Genomic DNA, 23664 nt, shown 5'->3' on the forward strand with positions numbered 1-23664 from the left:
TCTAGTTGTGCACGGGTACGCCGACGGGCGGCCACCCCGTGGGGGTGACCGCCCGTCGGTGCGTGATCAGGCTCAGATCAGGCCGAGCTCGGCGACGGCGTCGCGCTCCTCGACCAGCTCGGCGACGGAGGCGTCGATCCGCTTGCGGGAGAACTCGGAGATGTCCAGGCCCTGGACGATCTCCCACTTGCCGTCCTTGGTGGTGACGGGGAAGGAGGAGATGATGCCCGGCTCGACGCCGTAGGAGCCGTCGGAGACGACACCCATGGAGGTCCAGCTGCCCTCGGCGGTGCCGTTGACCCAGGTGAAGACGTGGTCGATGGCGGCGTTGGCGGCCGAGGCGGCGGAGGAGGCGCCACGGGCGTCGATGATGGCGGCGCCGCGCTTGGCGACGGTCGGGATGAAGTCCTCGGCCAGCCACTTCTCGTCCGCGACGGCCTCGGCGGCGTTCTTGCCGTTGACCTCGGCGTGGAAGATGTCCGGGTACTGGGTCGCGGAGTGGTTGCCCCAGATGGTGAGGTTCTTGACCTCGTTGACGGTGACACCGAGCTTCTTGGCCAGCTGGGCGACGGCGCGGTTGTGGTCCAGGCGGGTCATCGCGGTGAAGCGGTCGGCCGGGACGTCCGGGGCGTTGCGCTGGGCGATCAGGGCGTTGGTGTTGGCCGGGTTGCCGACGACCAGGACCTTGATGTCGTCCGCGGCGTTGTCGTTGATCGCCTTGCCCTGCGGGCCGAAGATGCCGCCGTTGGCGGAGAGCAGGTCGCCGCGCTCCATGCCCGCGGTGCGGGGGCGGGCGCCGACCAGGAGGGCGACGTTGGCGCCGTCGAAGGCCTTGTCACGGTCGTCGGTGATGGTGATGTCACGCAGCAGCGGGAAGGCGCAGTCGTCGAGCTCCATCGCGGTGCCCTCGGCGGCCTTGAGACCCTGCGGGATCTCCAGGAGGCGGAGGTTCACCGGCACGTCGGCACCGAGCAGGTGGCCCGAGGCGATGCGGAACAGCAGCGCGTAGCCGATCTGGCCGGCCGCTCCGGTGACGGTGACGTTGACGGGGGTGCGAGTCATTTTTACCTACTCCAGCGATCGCCAGGTGCCACGCTCCAGGCACGCTCGACGAGCCGGAGCCGAGACCGGTCTCTCGACATCGAGAGACCCGGCTCAGGCTATCGCAAGGAACAGCTGGAGGGCGCCCAGGCCGGTAGCTGATATGTCACACCGGCGGGGCGCCCTCCAGAGGTTTCCACGGCTCAGTGGTGCCGACGGCCCATCAGCTGGCCGATGTTGTCGAGCACCGACAGCTGGAGCCACGGGTCCGGCTGGGCGACCAGCGTGAGCAGCACGATCACCCCGCCGAGCACCGTCAGCAGGGACACGTCGGTGAACCGGCTGCGCACCGCGAGCAGTCCGACCTCGGGCAGCACCAGCCGCAGCACGGCCCCCAGCAGCGGCGCGCACCCGACCATCAGCAGCCCGTACTTGAAGCCGTTGCCGGCGGTGGGGCTGAACCAGGTGACGGCCAGTCCGACGCCCGCCAGCGAGAGCACCAGCGTTATCGGCCACTGCCGCACCGGCAGGGTGTGGCTGCGGCCGAGCGCGGCGGCCGAACCCTCCGGGGGCAGCGTGCCGGTGGTCTTCTCCGGCCGCCGCCTGGTCCGTGCCACCGCGGGCCTACAGGCCGGCGCGGCGCTCGGCCGCCTCGACGATGTTGTTGAGCAGCATCGCCCGGGTCATCGGGCCGACCCCGCCGGGGTTCGGGGAGATCCAGGCGGCGACCTCGGCCGCGGCCGGCTCCACGTCGCCGACGATCTTGCCCTCGGCGTTGCGGCTCACACCCACGTCGAGGATCGCGGCACCGGGCTTGACGTCGGCGGCCTTGACCAGGTGCGGCACGCCCGCGGCGGCCACGATGATGTCGGCCTTGCGCAGGTGGTACGCCAGGTCCTTGGTGCCGGTGTGGCAGAGGGTCACGGTGGCGTTCTCGCTCCGGCGGGTCAGCAGCAGGCCGATCGAGCGGCCGACGGTGATGCCGCGGCCGAGCACGACCACCTCGGCACCGTCCAGCTCCACCTTGTGACGGCGCAGCAGCTCGACGATGCCGAGCGGGGTGCAGGGCAGCGGGCCCTGGATGCCGAGGGCCAGGCGGCCGAGCGAGGTCGGGTGCAGGCCGTCCGCGTCCTTGTCCGGGTCCATCAGCTCCAGGACGGGGTTGGCGTCCAGGCCCTTGGGCAGCGGCAGCTGGACGATGTAACCGGTGCACTCCGGGTTGGCGTTGAGCTCCCGGACGACGTCCTCCACCTCCTGCTGGGTGGCGGTGGCGGGGAGCTCGCGCTGGATGGAGGCGATGCCGACCTCGGCGCAGTCCCGGTGCTTGCCGTTGACGTACCACCGGCTGCCCGGGTCGTCGCCGACCAGGACGGTGCCGAGACCGGGGTGGATGCCCCGCTCCTTGAGGGCCGCCACGCGGGCGGCGAGTTCGGACTTGATCGCGGCCGCGGTGGCCTTGCCATCGAGAATCTGGGCAGTCATGGGCCCATTCTCCCGGATCCCCGGCCGTGCCCGTGCGCGCCCCTCCCGCTCGTCGGCGTGCGTTGCGGTTCCGCCACAAGTTGTGCTCGCCGTGAGCACACCGCTGGACACCGAGGGTGCGGCCGACGACGATGTGAGCCGTTGCCCGCGCCCAGGCGCGCGGGTGACCGTCAGGGGAGAACCACGGGGGATCGGTCATACGGTGACATCAGTACTGCCCGCTGCCTGGACGCCCGTCCGGGGCGCACTGCTGCGCGTGCTCGCGCGCGTCGGCGCGGGCGCGGCCGCTGCCCTCACGGCCGCCGTGGTGCACGACGCGCACGATCCGGGGGTGCTCTGCCCGCTGCGGCTGCTCACCGGCGTGCCCTGCCCGTTCTGCGGCAGCACCACTGTGTTCATCGAGGCCGGCCACGGCCGGTTCGGCGCGGCCCTGGCCGCGAATCCGGTGACGCTGGCGGCCCTGCTGGCCCTGATGTTCGCGCCTGTCCTGCCCGCCCGGCTGCGCAAGGTACCGCTCCCGCTGGTCGGCGTCGGCTTAGCGCTCTCCTGGGTCTGGCAGCTGCACCGCCTAGGCGTCGTGCTCTCCTGACCGGCCCTCACCGGCCGCCACGACAGCCCCTGCCGTCGGCCCGGTCCGCTAGTCTCCCCCTCGGTCGGAGCTCAACTGCCCGTCCGTCCAGGATTTCCGCACCCGTCCCACCTCACCATCCTTGCTCGGAGGCACAGATGAGCTACCCGCCCGACCCGAACAACCCGTACGGCCAGCAGCCCCCGCAGGCGCCGCAGCAGCCCGGTTACGGCTACCCGCAGCAGGGCGCCCCGCAGCAGCCCGGCTACGGCTACCCCCAGCAGGGCGCTCCGGCCCCCGGCTACGGCGCCCCGCAGGGTGCTCCGGGCTACGGCGCCCCGCAGCCCGGCTACGGCTACCCCCAGCAGGGCGCTCCGGCCCCCGGCACCATCCAGGCCAACAACGGCTTCATCAACATCGCCAACCTCGGCCCGGTGAAGATAGCCACCATGGGCCAGCGCTTCCTGGCCCGTCTGCTGGACGGCCTGATCATCGGCCTGGTGATGACCCTGGCGATGGTGCTCGGCCTCGGCGGTGCCATCGGCCTGGTGAACAACACCAAGGACTGCACCAGCCTGGTGAACGACAGCGTCGCGTACCAGAGCTGCCTCAACGACCAGATCTCGCAGGCCAGCGGCGGCATCATGGCCGGCCTGTTCACCTCGCTGGCCGTGATCGCGGCCATCGGCGTGCTCTACGAGTGGCTGATGGTCGGCCTGGTCGGCGCGACCCTGGGCAAGATGGCCCTGGGCCTGCGCGTGGTCAAGGAGAGCACCGGCGAGAACCCGGGCCTCGGTGGCGGCTTCATCCGCTACATCATCCCGACCGTGGGTGGCTTCCTCTGCGGGATCGGCCAGATCCTGGTCTACCTCTCCCCCTTCTTCGACAACTCCGGCAAGCTCCAGGGCTGGCACGACCGTGCCGCCGGGACCGTCGTGGTGAAGAAGCAGGCCTGACCCACCGCATGACGAAGGCCCGGACCACTCGGTGGTCCGGGCCTTCGTCACACCTGGATCAGTGGAAGAAGTGGCGGGTGCCGGTCAGGTACATCGTCACCCCGGCGGCAGCGGCGGCGGCGATGACCTCCTCGTCCCGGATCGAGCCACCGGGCTGGACCACGGCCTTCACGCCGCCGTCCAGCAGGATCTGCAGACCGTCCGCGAACGGGAAGAACGCGTCCGAGGCCGCGTACGAGCCCTTGGCCCGCTCGCCCGCGCGCTCGACGGCGAGCTTGGCGGAGTCGACCCGGTTGACCTGGCCCATGCCGACGCCGACCGAGGCGCCGTCCTTGGCGAGCAGGATCGCGTTGGACTTGACGGCCCGGCAGGCCTTCCAGGCGAAGGCCAGCTCGGCGAGTTCCTCGGAGGACAGCGCCTCGCCGGTGGCCAGCGTCCAGGTCGCCGGGTCGTCGCCCTCGGCGTCGACCTTGTCGACCTGCTGCAGCAGCACGCCGCCGCTGATCCGGCGGGCCTCCAGGCGCTCGCACGGCGCCTCGGGAGCGCGCAGCACGCGCAGGTTCTTCTTCTTGGTCAGCACCTCGAGGGCGCCGTCCTCGTAGCCGGGGGCGACGACGACCTCGGTGAAGATCGGGGCGATCTGCTCGGCCAGCTCGACGGTCACCGGGCGGTTCACGGCGATCACGCCGCCGAAGGCGGAGAGCGGGTCGCAGGCGTGCGCCTTGCGGTGTGCCTCGGCGACGTCCGCGCCGGTGCCGATGCCGCACGGGTTGGCGTGCTTGATGATCGCGACGGCCGGGCCCTCGTGGTCGTAGGCGGCGCGGCGGGCGGCGTCGGTGTCCATGTAGTTGTTGTAGGACATCTCCTTGCCGTGCAGCTGCTCGGCGCCCGCGAGGCCGCCCGTGCCGTCCACGTACAGGGCCGCCTGCTGGTGCGGGTTCTCGCCGTAGCGCAGGACGCTCTGGCGCTCCCAGGTGGCGCCGAGGAAGCTCGGGAAGGCCTCTTCCGTCCCGGTGTAGCCGGAGGTCTCGAACCACTGGGCCACGGCCACGTCGTACGCGGCGGTGTGCGCGAAGGCGCTCGCGGCCAGGCGCTTGCGGGTCAGCAGGTCGAAGCCGCCCTCCTGGGCCGCCTTCAGCACGTCGGCGTAGCGGGCCGGGTCGACCACGACGGCCACCGAGGGGTGGTTCTTGGCGGCGGCGCGGACCATGCTCGGGCCGCCGATGTCGATCTGCTCGACGCACTCGTCCGGCGTGGCGCCGGAGGCGACGGTGGCGGTGAACGGGTAGAGGTTCACCACGACCAGGTCGAAGGGCTCGACGCCGAGCTCGGCCAGCTGGGCGCGGTGCGACTCCAGGCGCAGGTCGGCGAGGACACCGGCGTGCACGCGCGGGTGCAGGGTCTTGACCCGGCCGTCCAGGCACTCGGGGAAGCCGGTCAGCTCGGAGACCTCGGTCACCGGCACGCCGGCGGCGGCGATCCGGCCGGCGGTGGAGCCGGTGGAGACGATCGAGACCCCGGCGGCGTGCAGCCCCTGGGCCAGCTCCTCCAGGCCGGTCTTGTCGTACACGCTGATCAGCGCACGGCGGATCGGGCGGACGTTCTCAGAGACGGGAGCAGTGGCGTGGGTGGCACTCATGCCGGGATCCATACCTTTCGGTCTTCGATGCGGTGACCTTCGCGGGCCAGCCGGCCCACGACCTCGACGAGCAACTGGCGCTCGACAGTCTTGATGCGCTCGTGCAGCGCCTCGCCGCCATCGGCGTGGTCGGCGTCGAGCACCTCGACGACGCCCTGCGCGATGATCGGCCCGGTGTCCACCCCGGCGTCGACCAGGTGGACGGTGCAGCCGGTGACCTTCACGCCGTACGCGAGCGCGTCGGGCACGCCGTGCGCACCGGGGAAGGCGGGCAGCAGCGCGGGGTGGGTGTTGACGATCCGTCCGGCGAAGGCGGCGACGAACCGGGGGCCGAGGATCTTCATGAACCCGGCGGTGACCACCAGGTCGGGCTCCTGTCCGGCGACGGCGGCGGTCAGCGCGGCGTCCCAGCCGGCCCGGTCCGCGTGGTCCTTGACCCGGTGCACGAAGGTGGGGATGCCCGCCCGCTCGGCCCGCTCGAGGCCGGCGATGGCGTCCCGGTCGGCGCCGACGGCGGTGATCACGGCCCCGTACGCCGGATCGGCCACGGCGTCGATCAGGGCCTGCAGGTTGGTGCCGGAGCCCGAGACCAGGACGACCAGCCGGGCCGGGCCGGGCGTACGGGGCGGGAAACTCTGAACGCTCTGAGCGGGGGCGGGCTCGGCGGCAGCCACTGCGCGGTTCTCCGTAACGTCTTGGCTCCCCCCGGCCGTGGGCCGGGAGGGCTCCCTCGCTGGTACGTCCACCGTCGGTGGGGCCACTACGAGGGGAGGCAGAGTCACCACGATAACGGCTGGTCGGAGGCCTTCCGTACCGGCCACCGGGCGCTACGCGCGTAGTTGAGACCGGGATCTCGCCGGGCCGTTGGAAGCCTCTCAGGTGCTCCGGGCATGATGGAGGCGCGGCGGGCCACGCCTGCGCCCGGTACGAGGACAAGGACTGCACCAGGGATGAGCGGCGACAACACCGACGAGCGCAACCCCTTCGCGCCGCCGCCCGCGGACGCTCCCGACCAGCCGTGGCGGCCCCGCACCCCGGCCCCCGGCGAGGACGCCCCGCCGCCGCACCAGCGCCGGCAGCCGCAGCCCCCGCCGCCCCCGCAGCCGCGCTTCGACCCGGCCGACCCCGTCCAGCGGCGCTCGCGCTACGCCCTGAGCGCCGGCATGGCCGGGCTGTTCTGCCTGGTCACCGGCATCGTCTACGTCTCCCTGCTGTTCGGCGCGCTCGCCCTCTACTGGGGCATCAGCGCCCTGCGGGCCCCCCGGCCCAAGGGCGCGAACCCGTACGCCCCTGTCCGCCCGCAGACCCCCGCGGCGATCGGCGGGCTGGTCACCGGCGGGGCGGCCGTGCTGTGCGTGCTGCTCGTGCTGAGCATGAACGTCTACTACCGCGACTACCTGAGCTGCGTCAGCGACGCCCCGACCGCCGAGGCCCAGCAGTCCTGCCCCGGCCCCAAGTTCCTGGTCGACCTCTACAGCAGCTCGCAGAACTGACGCAGGTGCCCTCCCCGCCGGTTCGCGGGGAGGGCACCTGGGTGGCAGCGGTCAGCTGCTGTAGTAGCCGAACAGGTCGACCACCACGTTCGGCGCGCCGCCGACGGCCGTCAGGTCCACCTTGCCGTTGTGGACCGGCACCGTCACCTGGTTGGCGATCGTGCTGCCCGCCACCCAGTTCAGGCTGGACACCAGCGGCTTGCCCGAGCCGTCCGGCCAGGCGGTGAGGTACCCCGGGGAGGCCGGCCCGGTGACGGTCACGTTCAGCACCGCCGAGGTCGCGGTCGACGGCACCGACAGCCCGAGCGCCAGCACCCGGCCGTCGGTCATCCGCCCGTAGCCCTGCCTGGTGTCGATCTGCCGGGCCGGCTTCACGGCCTGGAACTTGCCGCCGGTGGCCGTCGGGGAGAAGTAGCCCGCGATGTCCACCACGATGTCCATCGAGCCCCAGGAGCCGTTGTACAGCTCGATCCTGCCGTCCGAACCGATCGGCACGATCACCGCGTTCGGCACCACCTGGCCGGTCGTCCAGTTAAGGTTGGACGCCAGCGGGCGGTCCACGCCCGACGGGTACACCGTCAGATAGCCGCCCGAGGCCGTGTCCACCGCCGTCACGTTCAGCACCGCGGCGGTCGCCCCGGTCGGCGGCACCCCTCCGGCGCCCGCGATCTGCAGCGACACACCGGTCTTGGTGGCCACCGTGCCGTGCCCGGTGTGGTTACGGGTGTCCAGGAGGCGCTTCGGCGCCAGCGGCGCCAGCTTGGAGCCCGTGCCGCCCGTGGTGTAGTACCCCGCCACGTCCGCGATGAAGTCGGAGCTGCCCCAGGAGCCGTTGAACAGCGACACGGTGCCGTCCGTGCTGACCGGCACCGTCACCAGGTTCGGCACCACGGCGCCCTGGGTCCAGTTCAGGTTCGAGGAGAGCGGGCGCCTGGTCGCGGCCGGGTAGGCCGTCAGGTACCCGGCCGACGCCGTGTCGGCCACCGTCGTGTTGAGCACCACGGCCGTGACACCCGAGGTCGGCACACCGCCCTGGCCGCCCACCTTCAGGTCGACCGTGGCCATCGCCCCGACCTGGCCCCTGCCGGTGCCGTTACGGGTGTCCAGGATGCGCTTCGGCGTCACCGGGACGTAGGTGGCCGCCGGCATGCACAGCGCGCCGACCAGCTGGTCGCCCTTCGGCGTGCCCAGACCCGTCGCCATGTCGTAGCCCGCGGCGGCGGCGAACTTGCCGCCCAGGAAGCCGAGGTCGTTGTTGCCGGAGGCGATGTCCTTCAGCGGGCTGCGGCCGGCCTTGGCCGCCGCGTAGAGCTGGGAGTTCACCAGGCCGACCCGGCCGGTGCAGGTGGCCGCGGCGTCCACGTGCGCGGTCACGGCCGCCCAGAGCGGGGCCGCACCGGAGGTGCCGCCGATGATCCGCCAGGAGTCGGTGCCGACCGCCAGCAGGTAGCCCGTCCCCGGGTCCGCGACGGCCGCGACGTCCGGCACCTGGCGGCAGGCCGAGCCGGGACCGGCGAAGCACACGTTGCCGTAGCCGGGCCCGGTGAAGCCGGCCTGGTAGTTGCCCGTGCCGGAGAGGGTGTTGTGCGAGAGGCCGCCACCACCGGCGCCGTCACCGTCGTTCCACACCTCCTCGGTGGGGCTGCTCAGCGTGCCGGAGAGGCTGGTGCCGCCGACGGCCGTGACGTACGGCTGCCCGGACGGGTCGTCGACGCTCTGGGACTGGCGCACGCTGTCCGGCTTGCTCTCCTGCCGGTAGCAGTCGGTGGAGCCGTAGTCCCCGGCCGCGGAGTACACCGACTGCCCCTGCAGGGCCGCCTGCAGGAAGATCGGGCCCTCGGCCGCGCGGACGCCGGCGTCCATCGTGCCCTCGCACTCGCCCCAGCTGGATGAGATTACGTCGGCCCGGTTGTCGTTCACGATCTGCCGGTAGGTGTTCAGCAGGTCGTCGTAGGTGAAGCCCGTGCTCTTGGCGTCCCGGCCCTGGTAGAAGAGCACCTTCGCCTTGGGCGCCAGGCCGACCACGGTGTCGATGTCGAGCGCCGCCTCGAGGCCCACGTTCGTGTCGTCCGCCGGGGTGCGGGCGCCGCTGCCGACCAGGACGGTCTCCAGCGGCGAGTTGATGCCGTAGCAGTTCTCGAAGGTCCGGTAGCCGTCGGGCGAGTAGGACTCCAGCGACATGATCGCCACCGTCGTCCCGGCGCCGCCGTCGTTCAGGCCGTTCATGCCGTAGACCTGGGCCAGCGAGGTGGGGCTGAAGTAGTCCCGGCCGTCCAGGTAGTCGTAGCCCGCGTAGTAGTCCCGCACGTCGGCGCAGAGCTGCGGGTAGGCCGCGGACGCCGAGACGCCGGTGCCGGCCTTGGCCCCCGTCTTGGCCCTCGGCGCGGCCTTGGGCTCCTGGTGGTGGGCCTTCAGGTCGGTCAGCGTGTCCAGGCCGGTCACCGCGACCACGGCCGGGGCCGCGTCGGCGCGCAGCGAGGGGGCCCCGGTGTTGCGGAAGCCGGAGCGGCCGTCCGCCAGCCGGTACCCGGCGAAGCCGACGCCGAAGGCCTTCTTGGCGCCCGCGACGGTGGTGTGCACCGGGATGGTCAGACCGTCGGCCCCCAGGGCGCCGGGCTTCAGGCCCGCGTCCTCGAGCGCCCGGGTCACCTTGGCGACGGTGGCCGCGTCCGCGCCGAAGCGCTGCGCGAACTCACCCGTGGCCAGGAAGTGGTGGTACTGCGCCGAGGCCGGGTCGGTGACGGCCGCGGCCAGCGCCTGCGCACCGGCCGCGTCGCGCAGCGCGAGGCTGACCGACAGGTCGAGCGGCGTGCTGTCCGCCGGGGCGGCGGCCTGGACGGCCCCGTCCGGCAGCGGCCGCGGGGCGGCGCCGATCTGGGCGGTGGCGCCGGGCGTGGCGGCCGTGGCGGCCGGCAGGCCGGCCCCGGCCACCAGAGCGGCGGTCACGACGGCGAGCGTGCTCGCGCGTCTGGCCAGCGCTCGTATGTGTGGAACGGACATCCGCGGTCTCCTTGGGGTAACCGTGATGGGGACATGCGGAACTCCGGACAGTACTCCTGAGCCACCGTCAGAAATCCCCCCTTGCAAGCTTTTTATCAGCTAAGACGGACAGTGCGGCGCTCCTGTCCAGCCATGCTGGAACGCCGCAGGTCAGCCCTGGCCTCGGCGCGGCGCGGGCAGGCACACCGCGCGGTACACGGTCCGGCGGACGGCCCAGCCGGCCGGGGCGAGGCGGGGCAGGTAGGCGCCGGGGAGCGTCACGGCGGCGGTCCAGACCGTGGCGGCGAGGGCCGTCCGCCAGGCACTCGGGCCCAGCTGGCGCATCCGGCCCGGGGCCAGGGCGCCGGCGGCGAGGTGGCTCGCCAGTGCGGCGGCGGCGCCGACCAGCAGGGCCGCCGTCAGCGCGGCGACGGCGGTGGCCACCGGGTGCCAGCGGCCCGGCCGGCCGTCCGGAGCCCCGGCCGCCCGCGCCCGCCGCAGCACGAGCGCCGGCACCACGCCCGCCAGCAGCGGCAGCCCGAGCACGGCCAGCCGCCAGCCGCCGGCCGTGCTCTCCGTACCGTCCGGCAGCAGGGCGAACAGCGGGAAGTCCGGCACCGCGCCGAGCCGCACCCCGGCCGGCCCCACCGCCGTACCGGCCCCCACCGCGAAGCCCGGCCCGAGCGCGTACGCGCCGCCCCACACCACCGCGTCCGGCAGGTAGCAGGCGCTGCTGAGCAGCAGGGCGGTGTACCCGGCGACCCCGCCGCCCAGCCCGGCCGCCGAGTGCCCGGCCGCGCCCGCCCCGAGCAGCAGCGCCGCCAGCAGCACCAGCGCACCGCCCGCCACCAGCCCGTACCCGCCCGCGGCGGCGGCCCGGCCGACCACCGGGCCGGCCCCCGGGGGCCAGAGCCAGTGGGGCAGCCGGCCGGGCAGGTCGAGCGGCGCCGCGCGCAGGTACCCCGAGCCCACGGCCGCCGCGGCGAGTGCGGCGACGGCCAGCAGGTCGGGCAGCGGCCGGGCCCGCAGCAGGCCGGCGGTGGTGCACTGGGTGACGGCGCCGGCCGCCGCCAGCAGGTACCCGGCGCACAGCGCCGAGGGGGCGCGCCAGCTGGGGCGTCCGCGCCGGCCGCAGCGCAGGCCCGCCCGGTGCAGCAGGGTCACGGCGAGGAGGGTGGGCAGCAGCGGGGTGAGGGTCAGCGGCGCGGCCGCCTCGCCCCTGGTCAGCGGGGCGCCGTGGCCGAGCAGCCAGAGCGCGCAGGTGAGCCGTCCGGCGCTGGCGGCGGTGTCGTCCGCGTACGGCGCGAGCACCCAGAGCCCGTACACGGGGGCCGCCACCACCGCGAGGCCGAGCAGCGCCGTGCGGACTCCGGCCAGCAGGTCGGCGAGCACGGAGCGGGCTCCCAGCTCGCCCGGCAGGCCGAGGATCGGACGGCCCATCAGCTGAGTCATGGGGGTCATGCTGCCAAGGTCACCCGTTGTGCCCCGTGAAGCGGCGAATCTCCGCCGTGTCCCGGATTATTCGTTTATGTGTCCAATGCGAGCCCAGGCCCCTTGGCCGGACCGATGACCACCCTGGTCCGCCCCCATCGGCCGTCCGGCGCCCGGCTGCTGACACCGCGTGAGGCCCAGGCCCTCGCCCTCCTCGCGGCCGGCCACCCGACTCCGGTGATCGCCCACGCCCTCGGCCTCCCGCCGGACACCACCCGGGTCCTGCTGCACCGCGCCCTGCGCAAGCTCGGCGTCCGCACCCGCGCGGAGGTGGCCACCGCCCTCGCGGTGCCGACCGCCGCTGCTCCCGCACCCGCCGTCGAGGCCCCGTTCGAGGTCTCGTTCGAGGTCTCGTTCGGGGGCCTGGTCGAGGCTGCGCACGCCCGGCTGGTCCAGCAGACCTTCCTGCTCACCGGCCGCCGCCACCGGGCGAAGCACTGCGTCCGGCTGGCCCTGGCCGAGGCCGGCCACCGCTGGCGCTCCGTCACCGGGGATCCGGAGGCCTGGGTCCGGGCGCACGCCTTCGAGCGGGCCCTCTCCCCCTGGCGCCGGGGCGGCCCCCGCCGGGCCCACCGGCTCCGGCTGCCCCGTCGCCGCATCCACGTCCATCCGGAGCAGGCGCAGCCCGCGCGGGACCGGGCGCTGCTCAGGGCGCTGCGGCGGCTGCCGCGGCCGCAGCGGCGGGCCCTGGTGCTGCACGACGGGCTCGGCCTGCCGGCCGCCGTGGTCGCAACGGAGGTCGAGTCCAGCACGCCCGCCGCCGAGGGCCGGATCCGGGCCGGCCGGGCCGCCCTCGCGGCCGCCGTACCGGACCTGGTCGGGCCTGACCCGCTGGCCCCCGGCTTCGGCGAGCGGCTGAGCGCCCTGCTGCACGGCGCGGCCGTACGGGGCTGCCCCGCACCCCGGCGGCCCGCCGCCCTGCGACTGCGCCTGCTCGGCCACCTCCGCGCGGGCCTGCCCACCGCCGCCGCCGGCCTCCTCACCCTGGCCGTCGGCACAGCCATGATCGCCACCCTGACGGGCAACGGCCCCTCCGCCCACCTCCACCACCCACCGGCCGCCTCAGCCCCTTCGGCGGAACCGCCCCCGGACGCCCCGGCCCGGCCCACGGACTTCCTGAAGCATCCTGAGCCCCATGCCACGGTGTCTTGCGGCCCGCTGCGGATCTGTGGGCAGCACCCAGGGGCGCGGGGCTCTGCTCATTAACTGCGTGCGCTGCCAGCCACGAACGGCCTGCGGCCTCCCGCTTCGCGCAGTTCCTCGCGCCCCTGATAGTGCAACTGACCCTTCGCGGAACGATCAGCGCAGCCTCGCGCCCTGAAGAAATGGCCGAGGCCCGCCGCACGCAGTGCGTGCGACGGGCCTCAGGTGTGGCAGCTGTGCTGCTTAGAGCGCGTTGAAGAGCTCGCGCGCCAGGCGGGCGGTCTCGGACGGCGTCTTGCCGACCTTGACGCCGGCGGCCTCGAGGGCCTCCTTCTTGGCCGCGGCGGTGCCGGAGGAGCCGGAGACGATGGCGCCGGCGTGGCCCATGGTCTTGCCCTCGGGGGCGGTGAAGCCCGCGACGTAGCCGACGACCGGCTTGGTGACGTGCTCGGCGATGTAGGCCGCGGCACGCTCCTCGGCGTCGCCACCGATCTCACCGATCATGACGATGAGCTTGGTGTCGGGGTCCGCCTCGAACGCCGCGAGGGCGTCGATGTGGGTGGTGCCGATGACCGGGTCCCCACCGATGCCGACGCCGGACGAGAAGCCCAGGTCACGCAGCTCGTACATGAGCTGGTAGGTCAGGGTGCCGGACTTCGAGACCAGGCCGATCGGGCCCTGGGTGGTGATGTCCGCCGGGATGATGCCCGCGTTGGACTGTCCGGGGGAGATCAGGCCGGGGCAGTTCGGGCCGATGATGCGGGTCTTGTTGCCCTTGGCACCGGCGTGCGCCCAGAAGGAGGCCGAGTCGTGGACCGGGACACCCTCGGTGATGACGACCGCGAGCGGGATCTCGGCGTCGATCGCCTCGACCACGGCGCTCTTGGTGAACGCCGGCGGGACGAAGATGACCGAGACGTCGGCGCCGGTCTTCTCCATGGCCTCGGCGACGGAGCCGAAGACGGGCACCTCGGTGCCGTCGACGTCAACGGTGGTGCCGGCCTTGCGCGGGTTCACGCCACCGACGATCTGGGTGCCCGAGGCGAGCATGCGGCGGGTGTGCTTCATGCCCTCGGAGCCGGTCATGCCCTGGACGATGACCTTGCTGTCCTTGGTAAGGAAGATAGCCATGGTGTTGTCCCCTTCCTTACTTCGCGGCGTTCGCGAGCTCGGCGGCGCGGTCAGCAGCGCCGTCCATGGTGTCCACCTGCTCGACCAGCGGGTGGTTGGCGTCGGTCAGGATCTTGCGACCCAGCTCGGCGTTGTTGCCGTCGAGGCGGACGACGAGCGGCTTGGTGACGGCCTCGCCCTTCTCCTCGAGCAGGGCCAGCGCCTGGACGATGCCGTTGGCGACCGCGTCACAGGCGGTGATGCCACCGAAGACGTTGACGAAGACGGACTTGACGTCCGCGTCGCCCAGGATGATCTCCAGGCCGTTCGCCATGACCTCGGCGGAGGCGCCGCCACCGATGTCGAGGAAGTTGGCGGGCTTGACGTTGCCGTGGCTCTCGCCGGCGTACGCGACGACGTCCAGGGTGCTCATGACGAGACCCGCGCCGTTGCCGATGATGCCGACCTCACCGTCGAGCTTGACGTAGTTGAGGCCCTTGGCCTTGGCAGCGGCCTCGAGCGGGTTGGCCGCGGCCTTGTCCTCGAGCGCCTCGTGCTCCGGCTGACGGAACTCGGCGTTCTCGTCCAGGGAGACCTTGCCGTCGAGCGCGATGATCTTGCCCTCGCCGGACTTGATCAGCGGGTTGACCTCGACAAGGAGGGCGTCCTCCTTGATGAAGACCTCCCACAGCTTGACCAGGACGTCGGCGACCTGGTCGGCGACCTCGGCCGGGAACTTCGCCGCGGCGACGATCTCGGCGGCCTTGGCCGGGGTGCAGCCCTCGTTGGCGTCGACCGGGATCTTGGCGAGCGCGTCGGGGTTCTCCTCGGCGACGACCTCGATCTCCACGCCGCCCTCGACGCTGGCCATCGCCAGGAAGGTGCGGTTGGTGCGGTCCAGCAGGAACGAGACGTAGTACTCGTCCTTGATGTCCGCCGTCTGGGCCAGCATCACCTTGTGAACGGTGTGGCCCTTGATGTCCATACCGAGGATGTCGGTGGCCTTGGCAACGGCGTCGGCCGGGTCGGCGGCGAGCTTGACGCCACCGGCCTTGCCACGGCCGCCGACCTTCACCTGAGCCTTGACGACGGCACGGCCGCCGAAGCGCTCGGCGATGGCGCGAGCGGCTTCCGGGGTCTCGATGACATCACCGTCAAGCACGGGCACACCGTGCTTGGCGAAGAGGTCCCTCGCCTGGTACTCGAACAGGTCCACGTGTGTTCGTCCTTGTTCGTGGTCGCGGATTGTGTCTCTACGAGCGTGCCACGGCAGGATCTTCGCTGCGGGTCGTCGGGGCTGGTGCGGGTACGCAGAGACATCGGCCTTACGGCCCGCACAGCCACGGGCGCACACGTCAATCAACACGCGCGTCACGTCCGTCTGGCAGGTTATCCCCGCTGGGCGGGCTGGTTCCGCCCAGGGCCCGCTCGGCTTTGGTGAGAACCGTCACAACGGGCGAACGCATCCACAGGTCATCGCTAGTCCGTCAGGTGGACACGGCGAATGTCAGTTCTGGGCCGCCAGGCCCGGAAGCAGGTTCACAGCGAGCGGGGCACCGGCAGCGGCTGCTTCTGGATCGCGGCGGCCATGATGTCCGGGAAGGCGTCCGGGGTGCAGGCGAAGGCCGGGGCGCCCAGCTCCGCCAGGGCGGCGGCATGGGCGTGGTCGTACGAAGGGGCGCCCTCGTCGGAGAGCGCGAGCAGTGCGACGAACTGCACGCCGGCCGCCTTCATCGCGGCCACCCGCTTGAGCATCTCGGCCCGGATTCCGCCCTCGTACAGGTCGCTGATCAGCACCACGATGGTCTCGGCCGGTCGGGTGATCTTCGACTGGCAGTAGGCCAGCGCCCGGTTGATGTCGGTGCCGCCGCCGAGCTGGGTCGCGAACAGCACGTCCACCGGATCGGTCAGATGCTCGGTCAGGTCGACCACCGAGGTGTCGAAGACCACCAGCCGGGTGCTCAGGCTCTTCATCGAGGCCAGCACCGCGCCGAACACCGCCGAGTGCACCACCGAGGCCGCCATCGAGCCCGACTGGTCGATGCAGAGGATCACCTCCTTCTTCACCGCCCGCTGCGCCCGGGCGTAGCCGACCAGCCGCTCGGGGACGACCGTCCGCTGCTCCGGCAGATAGTTCTTGAGGTTCGCCCGAATGGTGCTGTCCCAGTCGATGTCCCGGTGACGCGGCCGGTTGACCTTGGCACTGCGGTCCAGCGCACCGCCGAGGGTCGCCCTGGTCCGGTCCGCCAGCCGGCGCTCCAGATCGGCGACCACCTTGGCGACCACCGCCCGGGCCGACTCCCGGGTGGTCTCCGGGATGGCGTTCTTGAGCGAGAGCAGCGTGCCGACCAGGTGGACGTCCGGCTCGACCGCCGCCAGCATCTCCGGCTCGAGCAGCAGCCGGTCCAGCCCCAGCCGGGAGATCGCGTCCTGCTGCATCAGCTGCACCACGGTGGTCGGGAAGTACTCCCGGATGTCCCCCAGCCACCGCGCCACCTGCGGCGCCGACCCGCCCAACCCGGCCGACCGCTCCCCCTCCCCCCGGTACAGCGCGGCCAACGCCCCGTCCATCCCGGCATCCCGCCCGGTCAGCCGGCACCCGGTGCTCTCACCTTCGCCCCCGAGCACCAGCCGCCACCGCCGCAGCCGTTCGTCGTTCTGAGTCATAGCCATTCGATACTCCGTCCAGTTGCAAACGTCAGGGGCGCGAGGAACTGCGCGGATCGGCAGGCACGGACCGGTACCTAACCGACGCCCAGAAGCCGCGCCAACGTAGGAAGCACCGCATCGGCCAGCACCTCATCGAGCTCCACCGCGACGGCACTCACCGGCGCGGCCCCGAGCGGCCCCGCCGCCACCCGCTCCCCCACCGTCCGCCGGACCCCGGCCTCCAGCGTCGCGAACGTCCGCCGCAGCAACGGCAGCACATCCGTGAAGACCCCGTCCGGGACGCCGCACAGCCACTCGTCCAACAACCCCAACAGCACCGGATCGTGCAGCAGCAGCGCCCCGCCCCCGGCGAGGAACCCCTCCACCCACCCCGCCGCGTCCGCCGGAGCCGCCGCGACCGAGAGCACCAGCCCCATCCGCCGCCCGGCCTCCGCCGAGTCGACCCGGCCGTCGTCCAGCAGCAGCCGCACCGCCCGGCCGCGCAGCAGCCCGGGCACGCCCGTCGCCGGGCCGCCGCTCGGCTCGCGCCGGGCCAGCGAGTGCAGCGCCCCCGCCCACCGCTCGGCCAGCTCGGCGTCCCCCAGCAGCGTGACGGCGCCCTGCACGGCGTCCAGATGACCGCGCATCAGGACGGCCCCGGCCGCGTCCAGCCCGGTGCAGGCGGGCGCGAAGCCCACGCAGACCCGGTCGGCGAGCGCCCCCGCCACGTGCTCGAGCCCGCCGGCGTCCGTGCCCCGGACGTCGCCGTACCGCAGGGCCCGCACCAGGGCGGGCAGCGCGGCGGCCAGCTCGGCCACGTCGGTGTCCAGCGCGGCGCGGTCGCCGAGCACCTTCAGCACGGCGGGCAGCGCACCCGGCAGCCCGGCCAGCAGACAGCGCTCGGCCAGGGCCGTCAGGGCGGGCAGCTCGGGCGTGGTCAGGGCGGTCTCGACCGCCTTGCCCGCCGCCGCGTCCTCGACCGTGGTGCCCCACTGGGCGGCCTCGACCACCCGGACGGCGTACTCGGGCTCCCAGTGCAGCCGCCAGGTCTCCCGGAAGGTGCCGGTGGAGCCGGTGGCCGAGCGGGCCGGGGCGCCCCAGTCGATGCCGAGCAGCCGCAGCCGGTGCAGCAGCACCGATCGGGAGGCGTCCAGCTCCTTGCGCAGGTCCAGGTCGAGCACGCGCTCCTCGGCCTCGGGCTTCAGCCGCAGCGAGCGCTGCAGCCGGGCCAGGTCGCGCTGCAGCGGCACGGTGGGCGCCGAGTCCGGCACCTCGCCGAGCGCGTCGCCGACCACCAGGCGCTCCTGCACCAGCGCGAGGGCGACGTCCGAGCCGTCGCACAGCACCGAGCGGATCGCGTCCAGCGTCTCGGTGAGCCCGGCCAGCGGGCGGCCGCGCATCACGGCCAGGGTGGCGGCCAGCCGGACTGCCTCGATCACGTGCGCGGAGGAGACCGGGTGGTCCTCGGCGCGCAGCAGCTCGGCGGCCCGGGTGATCCAGCGCGGCAGCGGGTCGGCCTCGGGGGCGGTGAAGAGGTGGTGGTACCAGCCGGGCGAGTCGATGCCCGCGCCGTAGCCGGTGTGCTGGGAGAGGCGCCGGTGCGTCCAGGGCACCCAGGTGATCTCGACCTTGGTCTTCTTCGGCAGCCCGGCCAGCACCGCCCTGTCGTGCGCGACGGTCGGCGTGGTGGCCAGCGCGGGCACGTGCCAGGCGCCGCAGACCACGGCGATCCGCTGGTGCCCGGCCCGGCGGGCGGCCCGGATCTGCTGGCGCATGTACGCCTCGCGCAGCGCGTCCCGGGGGTCGCAGCTGTCGCCCCGCACCGCCGTCATCGCCTCGGCCACCGCCTCGAAGGCCTCCTCGGCGCGGTGCTCGACCACGTCCTCCCACCAGCGCTCGGCGTCCTCGTACCCGGCGGCCCGGGCGAGCCCGCCCAGCGGGTCGCCCCCGCCGGCCTCGCGCGCCGGGGCTCCCTCGGCCAGGCTGTGGGCGGCCGGCAGGTCGATGAAGCGCACCGGCAGCTCGCGCTCGACGGCGTACTTCAGCGCGACCCACTCGGGGGAGAACTCGGCGAACGGCCAGAACGCCGCCCGGGCCGGGTCGTCCACCGCGTGGGCCAGCAGCGCGACCGGCGGCACCATGTCCTTCTCCCCGGCCAGCGCCGCGATCGCGTCCGCCTCGGCCGGGCCCTCGATCAGCACCGCGTCGGGCTCCAGCCGCTCCAGCGCCGCGGCCACCGCCCGGGCCGAACCGGGCCCGTGGTGCCGCACGCCGAGCAGGCGCACCTCTGCGCTCATCAGAATCCCCTCCTGGACGGGCTGCTAGTTGGCGTGCTCGCGGGCGGCTCGGTAGAAGTCCTTCCAGCCGTCCCGCTCGCGCACCACGCCCTCGACGTACTCGCGCCACACCGCGCGGTCGGCCACCGGGTCGCGCAGCACGGCGCCGGCTATGCCGGTGGTGACGTCGGCGGCGCGCAGCACGCCGTCGCCGAAGTGGGTGGCCAGGGCGAGGCCGTTGGTGACCACGGAGATCGCCTCGGCGGTGGAGAGGGTGCCGCTGGGGGTCTTCACCTTGGTGCGGCCGTCGGCGGTGACGCCCTCGCGCAGCTCGCGGAAGACGGTGACCACCCGGCGGATCTCCTCGGCGCCGCCCGGGAGTTCGGGCAGGTCGAGCGAGCGGCCGAGCTGGGAGACCCGGCGGGCCACGATGTCCACCTCCTCGTCCAGGGTGGCGGGCAGCGGCAGCACGACGGTGTTGAACCGGCGGCGCAGCGCGCTGGAGAGCTCGTTGACGCCACGGTCGCGGTCGTTGGCGGTGGCGATCAGGTTGAAGCCGCGCACGGCCTGGGTCTCGCCGCCCAGCTCCGGGACGGGCAGGGTCTTCTCGGACAGGATGGTGATCAGGCTGTCCTGCACGTCCGCCGGGATGCGGGTGAGCTCCTCGACCCGGGCGATCTTGCCGTCCGCCATCGCCCGCATCACCGGCGAGGGCACCAGCGCCGCCCGGCTGGGGCCGTGAGCAAGCAGCTGGGCGTAGTTCCAGCCGTACCGGACGGCCTCCTCGGGGGTACCCGCGGTGCCCTGGACGAGCAGGGTGGAGTCCCCGCTGATGGCGGCGGCCAGGTGCTCGGAGACCCACGTCTTGGCGGTGCCGGGCACGCCGAGCAGCAGCAGGGCGCGGTCGGTGGCCAGCGTGGTGACGGCCACCTCGACGATCCGGCGCGGACCCACGTACTTCGGGGTGATCACGGTGCCGTCGGGCAGCTCGCCGCCGAGCAGGTAGGTGGCGACGGCCCAGGGCGAGAGCCGCCAGCGCTCGGGACGCGGGCGGTCGTCCTGCGCCGCGAGGGCGGCCAGCTCGGCGGCGAAGGCGTCCTCGGCGTGCTCGCGGAGCACCTCGGTGGGCTCGCCCGTACGAGTGGTCATCGGAATACTCCTTAGGGGCTGCCGCAGGGCAGACCTGCGGCAAGGACCTTGGTGTCGAACGGGGTGTACTGCCAGGGGAGTTGATCCGTCGTCTCGGCTGCTCCCGGCCTCGTGACGACCACTCTGCCGCACCCCACTGACAACACCCCGGACAGCTGAGCGAGTGTCAGTGGCCCCTCCTAGCGTCCTCGGTATGGAGGAACGCTGGAGCACCGAACACGTCCTGTCCCTCGCGCCCGACCAGGCGTCCTGCAAGGCGGCGGGCAAGCTCTCCGCACCCGCCCCCTGGTCAGGGACCGGCTGGGCCCAGGGGGCGATCTGGGGGCTCTGCAAGGGCAGCGGCAGCACGCCGTACCGCACGGTGATCGACCTCGCCGGGCCCGCGTACAAGTGCAGCTGCCCCAGCCGGAAGTTCCCGTGCAAGCACGCGCTCGGCCTGCTGCTGCTCTGGAGCGGCGGCGCGGCCCTGCCGGCCGACGCCGAGGCGCCCGACTGGGCCGCCGACTGGCTGCGCGGCCGCCAGGCGCCCCCGCGCGCCCCCAAGGCCGCCGTCGCCGCCGATCCGGCCGCCGCCCGGCGCCGGGCCGAGCAGCGGGCCGGCCGGGTCGCGGCGGGAGCGCAGGAGCTGCGGCTGCGGCTCACCGACCGCATCCGGCACGGCCTGGCCGCGCCGAGCGGGGCCGGCTGGGGCGAGGTCGCGGCCCGGATGGTCGATGCCCAGGCGCCCGGACTGGCCGGGCGGGTACGGCAGTTGGACGAGACCCCGCAGGGCGGGCTGCTCGGCGAGTACGCCCTGCTGCACCTGCTCGCCGGGGCGTACGAGCGGGTCGGCGAGCTGCCCGAGCCGCTGGCGGCCACCGTCCGCACCCGGGTCGGCTTCACCACCGACACCGCCGAGCTGCTCGCCGGGCCGACGGTACGGGACCGCTGGCTCGTGCTCGGCTCCCGGACCACCGGGCCCGAGGGCGGCGCGGACACCTCGCTCACCACCCGGCGGATCTGGCTGCGCGGCGCCAAGACCGGGCGCCCGGCCCTGCTGCTCTCCTTCGGCCGTCCCGGCACCGCACCCGAACTCGCCCTGCCCACCGGCACCCTGCTCGAGGCCGAGCTCGCCTACCACCCCGGTGCCCGCCCCCTGCGGGCCGTGCTCGGCATCCGGCACGGCGCCCCCGAGCCCGCCGCCACCGCCCCGCCCGGCCTCACCCCCGCCGAAGCCACCGCCACCTACGGCGAAGCCCTCGCCGACGACCCCTGGCTGGAGCACTGGCCGGTCACCCTGACCGACGTCGTCCCCGTCCTCACCCCCGAAGGCTGGCGCCTCACCGACGGCCACCACAGCCTCCCCGTCCGCCGGGCCGGCCTCCCCGACGCCGCACTCTGGCGCCTCGCCGCCATCTCCGCCGGCCACCCCGTCACCATCTTCGGCGAACACGGCCACACCGGCTTCGCCCCGGTCACGGCGTGGACACCGGAGGGCGCGCCGGTGAACCTGACCCGCTAGAGCAACCCCGGGGGCGCGGGGAACGGCGCGGCAAGCCATGCACTTCCCGCAGCAACACGCTCTGCCCCAGTTGCACTATCCAGGGGCGCGGGGAACTGCGCGAAGCGGAAGGCCGCAGGCCGCACGTGGCTGGTCGCGCAGTTCCCCGCGCCCCCGGTGGTGCCCACTCAACTACTTGGAGCCACCGTTGAACACCTGGGAAGACCTCCAGACCGCCGCCCTGCTCGGCACCGACCGCCGCCCCCTCCCCACCCCGCAGGGCTCCCCCGCCTACCGCTCCGCCACCGAAGCCCTCGACCGCTCCGACCCGGCCCGGGCGCTGCTCGATCTGGCCGCCCTGGAGACCGTCCGCCGGAGGGCGGCCGCTCCGCCCGACCCTGCCGTCGAGCGGCCCGAACCCGCCGCCCCGGACGCCCGCCCGGCGCTGCCGGAAGCGGCCACCCGGCGCCTGCGCCTGCTCCTCGGCGACCGGGGCGCGAGCAGCGGCGCCAACCTCGGCGAGCTGCTCCCCCAGTGGCTGACGGCGGCCCGCGACCGCGGATACCGTGCACCGGCCGCCCTGCTCCCCGAGCTGCTCGACGCGGCCCGTGCCCGGAGTGAGCTCCGCCCCGACGCCGTCACCCTGGCCGGCCCGCTCGGCCACTGGCTGGCCGACCGCAACCCCGACTGGCGGTACGTCAGCCGCACGGTGGCCGAGAGCACGACGGAGACCACCGACCAGCTCTGGCACGAGGGCCTGTTCGCCGAGCGCGTCACCCACCTGACCCGGCTGCGCCGCCGCGATCCGGCCGCCGCGCTCGCGCTGCTGCGCTCGACCTGGGCGGCCGAGCGCGCGGAGGACAGGCTGCTGTTCCTCGACACCCTGCAGGAGGGCCTGGGCCCCGCCGACGAGGAGTTCCTGGAGAGCGCCCTCACCGACCGCAGCAAGAACGTCCGCGCGATGGCCGCCGAGCTGCTCTCCACCCTGCCCGGGTCCGCGCTGGGCGCCCGGATGGCCGAGCGGGCCGGGGCCGCCGTCCGGTACGGGGAAGGCCGACTGACCGTCACCCCGCCCACCGAGTGCGACGCGGCGATGCAGCGCGACGGTGTGCCGCCCAAGTCACCGACCGGGCGCGGCGAGCGGGCCTGGTGGTTCGGCGAGGTGATCGCGGCGACCCCGCTCGGCCACTGGCAGGCCGGCACCGGGCTCACCCCGGAGCGACTGCTCGCGCTGCCGGTGGACGGCGACTGGGCGGAGGACCTGCACGAGGGCTGGGCCCGCGCCGCCGTCCGCCAGAACGACACCGACTGGGCCCGCGCCCTGCTCGGCGCGCCCCCGCAGAGCGGAAAGGGCAGGAAGGAGCGGACGGCCGGCGCCGCCGCCAAGCTGCTCGCCGTGCTGCCGCCCGAGGAGCGGGCCGCCTGGACGGCGGCGTACATAGCCGGGCACGGGCTCGGCGAGGCGTTCCAGGCGCTGGGCGCCTGCGCGGTGCCGTGGACGCCGCCGCTGAGCACCGCCGTGGTGACGGCCCTGCAGCGTGCGGCCGCGTCCGGCTCCTACCCGTGGAGCCACAGCGGGGTGCTGGGGATGACCGAGCGGGCCCTCGCCCCCGAGACCGCGCCGGCGGTCGAGCAGCTGGCCGACGGGGCCGGCCCGGACAGCTCCTGGGCCGAGACCTTCACCCGCCTCGCGGGCACGCTGCGGTTCCGCGAGGCGATGCTGCTGGAGCTGGCGGGTCAGGCCGGCTGACGCAGGTTGTCCTGCACCCAGGTGATGATGTCGGCGGTCGTGGTGCCGGGGGTGAAGATGCCGATGACACCGAGGGCGGTCAGCTCCGGGACGTCGTCGTCCGGGATGATGCCGCCGCAGAAGACCTTGATGTCGGCCGCGTCGCGCTCGGCGAGCAGCTCGACCACCTTGGCGCACAGGGTCATGTGGGCGCCGGAGAGGATGGACAGGCCGATACCGTCGGCGTCCTCCTGGATGGCGGTGTCCACGATCTGCTCGGGCGTCTGGTGCAGACCGGTGTAGATGACCTCCATACCGGCGTCGCGCAGCGCTCGCGCGATCACCTTGGCGCCCCGGTCGTGCCCGTCGAGCCCCGGCTTGGCGACGACCACTCGGATCGGGCCTGACACACCCATCACTGCCTCCTAGACCACGTTGTCCCAACACGGCCACCCGGGCCGACCACCCCGTAGTTAACC

General features: G+C 73.7%; 19 protein-coding genes. 6 read left to right on the forward strand and 13 right to left on the reverse strand.

Annotation, left to right across the window (positions count from 1 at the left end; all coding sequences use genetic code 11):
* Positions 1-72: 72 nt before the first annotated feature.
* The 3 genes from ABT095_RS08975 to ABT095_RS08985 all read right to left on the reverse strand — a co-directional run bounded on the left by ABT095_RS08975 (position 73) and on the right by ABT095_RS08985 (position 2523).
* Positions 73-1062 carry a malate dehydrogenase gene (locus tag ABT095_RS08975; RefSeq protein WP_350528638.1) on the reverse strand — a complete coding sequence of 330 codons (990 nt, stop codon included), beginning with the start codon at positions 1060-1062 and terminating at the stop codon, positions 73-75.
* A 182-nt stretch (positions 1063-1244) separates the two neighbouring features.
* On the reverse strand, positions 1245-1658 hold the full coding sequence (locus ABT095_RS08980) for a DUF3017 domain-containing protein (protein WP_350528639.1): 414 nt from the start codon (positions 1656-1658) through the stop codon (positions 1245-1247).
* A gap of 7 nt (positions 1659-1665) precedes the next feature.
* Complete coding sequence (locus ABT095_RS08985; RefSeq protein ID WP_350528640.1) at positions 1666-2523, reverse strand: bifunctional methylenetetrahydrofolate dehydrogenase/methenyltetrahydrofolate cyclohydrolase; 858 nt, start codon at positions 2521-2523, stop codon at positions 1666-1668.
* 202 nt (positions 2524-2725) lie between these two features.
* Between ABT095_RS08985 and ABT095_RS08990 the strand changes: the two genes are divergently transcribed.
* Complete coding sequence (locus tag ABT095_RS08990; protein WP_350528641.1) at positions 2726-3112, forward strand: DUF2752 domain-containing protein; 387 nt, start codon at positions 2726-2728, stop codon at positions 3110-3112.
* 137 nt (positions 3113-3249) lie between these two features.
* The gene (locus ABT095_RS08995; protein ID WP_350528642.1) at positions 3250-4047 is read left to right on the forward strand and encodes an RDD family protein; all 798 of its coding nucleotides are present in this window, start codon (positions 3250-3252) and stop codon (positions 4045-4047) included.
* Positions 4048-4105: 58 nt separating this feature from the next.
* On the opposite strand, the gene purH is transcribed toward ABT095_RS08995, so the two are convergent.
* Together purH and purN are read right to left on the reverse strand one after the other, a co-directional pair.
* Positions 4106-5686, reverse strand: a complete 1581-nt coding sequence (gene purH, locus ABT095_RS09000; RefSeq protein ID WP_350528643.1) for a bifunctional phosphoribosylaminoimidazolecarboxamide formyltransferase/IMP cyclohydrolase — start codon at positions 5684-5686, stop codon at positions 4106-4108.
* Positions 5683-6288: a phosphoribosylglycinamide formyltransferase gene (purN, locus tag ABT095_RS09005; RefSeq protein ID WP_350528714.1), complete on the reverse strand. Its 606-nt coding sequence runs from the start codon at positions 6286-6288 to the stop codon at positions 5683-5685. Before purN ends, purH begins: the two co-directional genes overlap by 4 nt.
* A gap of 348 nt (positions 6289-6636) precedes the next feature.
* Between purN and ABT095_RS09010 the strand changes: the two genes are divergently transcribed.
* A complete protein-coding gene (locus tag ABT095_RS09010; protein ID WP_350528644.1) occupies positions 6637-7179 on the forward strand; it encodes a hypothetical protein in 543 nt (180 codons plus the stop codon).
* A gap of 51 nt (positions 7180-7230) precedes the next feature.
* Here ABT095_RS09010 and ABT095_RS09015 read toward each other — a convergent pair whose 3' ends face one another.
* Together ABT095_RS09015 and ABT095_RS09020 are read right to left on the reverse strand one after the other, a co-directional pair.
* The gene (locus ABT095_RS09015; RefSeq protein ID WP_350528645.1) at positions 7231-10179 is read right to left on the reverse strand and encodes a S53 family peptidase; all 2949 of its coding nucleotides are present in this window, start codon (positions 10177-10179) and stop codon (positions 7231-7233) included.
* A 150-nt stretch (positions 10180-10329) separates the two neighbouring features.
* Entirely contained in the window at positions 10330-11619 is a 1290-nt protein-coding gene (locus ABT095_RS09020; protein WP_350528646.1) for a cell division protein PerM, read from the reverse strand.
* Positions 11620-11724: 105 nt separating this feature from the next.
* Here ABT095_RS09020 and ABT095_RS09025 point away from each other — a divergent pair, with 105 nt between their 5' ends.
* Positions 11725-12855 (forward strand): sigma factor-like helix-turn-helix DNA-binding protein, encoded by a 1131-nt coding sequence (locus tag ABT095_RS09025; protein ID WP_350528647.1) that lies wholly within the window; start codon positions 11725-11727, stop codon positions 12853-12855.
* 180 nt (positions 12856-13035) lie between these two features.
* On the opposite strand, the gene sucD is transcribed toward ABT095_RS09025, so the two are convergent.
* The 5 genes from sucD to ABT095_RS09050 all read right to left on the reverse strand — a co-directional run bounded on the left by sucD (position 13036) and on the right by ABT095_RS09050 (position 19976).
* Positions 13036-13923: a succinate--CoA ligase subunit alpha gene (gene sucD, locus ABT095_RS09030; RefSeq protein ID WP_350528648.1), complete on the reverse strand. Its 888-nt coding sequence runs from the start codon at positions 13921-13923 to the stop codon at positions 13036-13038.
* Positions 13924-13939: 16 nt separating this feature from the next.
* Positions 13940-15118, reverse strand: a complete 1179-nt coding sequence (sucC, locus tag ABT095_RS09035; RefSeq protein ID WP_350528649.1) for an ADP-forming succinate--CoA ligase subunit beta — start codon at positions 15116-15118, stop codon at positions 13940-13942.
* Positions 15119-15441: 323 nt separating this feature from the next.
* A complete protein-coding gene (locus tag ABT095_RS09040) occupies positions 15442-16575 on the reverse strand; it encodes a VWA domain-containing protein (RefSeq protein ID WP_350528650.1) in 1134 nt (377 codons plus the stop codon).
* A 71-nt stretch (positions 16576-16646) separates the two neighbouring features.
* Positions 16647-18848 (reverse strand): DUF5682 family protein, encoded by a 2202-nt coding sequence (locus ABT095_RS09045; RefSeq protein ID WP_350528651.1) that lies wholly within the window; start codon positions 18846-18848, stop codon positions 16647-16649.
* A gap of 24 nt (positions 18849-18872) precedes the next feature.
* Complete coding sequence (locus tag ABT095_RS09050) at positions 18873-19976, reverse strand: ATP-binding protein (RefSeq protein ID WP_350528652.1); 1104 nt, start codon at positions 19974-19976, stop codon at positions 18873-18875.
* Between the two features lie 193 nt (positions 19977-20169).
* On the opposite strand from ABT095_RS09050, the gene ABT095_RS09055 reads away from it, so the two are divergent.
* Both ABT095_RS09055 and ABT095_RS09060 read left to right on the forward strand, forming a co-directional pair.
* Entirely contained in the window at positions 20170-21477 is a 1308-nt protein-coding gene (locus ABT095_RS09055) for an SWIM zinc finger family protein (protein WP_350528653.1), read from the forward strand.
* 187 nt (positions 21478-21664) lie between these two features.
* A complete protein-coding gene (locus ABT095_RS09060) occupies positions 21665-23206 on the forward strand; it encodes a DUF5691 domain-containing protein (RefSeq protein WP_350528654.1) in 1542 nt (513 codons plus the stop codon).
* Here the strand turns inward: ABT095_RS09060 and icmB are convergent.
* Positions 23194-23601, reverse strand: coding sequence for a coenzyme B12-dependent isobutyryl CoA mutase small subunit (gene icmB, locus ABT095_RS09065; RefSeq protein WP_350528655.1), 408 nt, complete (start codon positions 23599-23601; stop codon positions 23194-23196). The genes ABT095_RS09060 and icmB overlap by 13 nt on opposite strands.
* Positions 23602-23664: the final 63 nt, after the last annotated feature.

Origin of the sequence: Kitasatospora sp. NPDC002227, assembly GCF_040296285.1 — a bacterium.
Lineage (GTDB): Bacteria > Actinomycetota > Actinomycetes > Streptomycetales > Streptomycetaceae > Kitasatospora.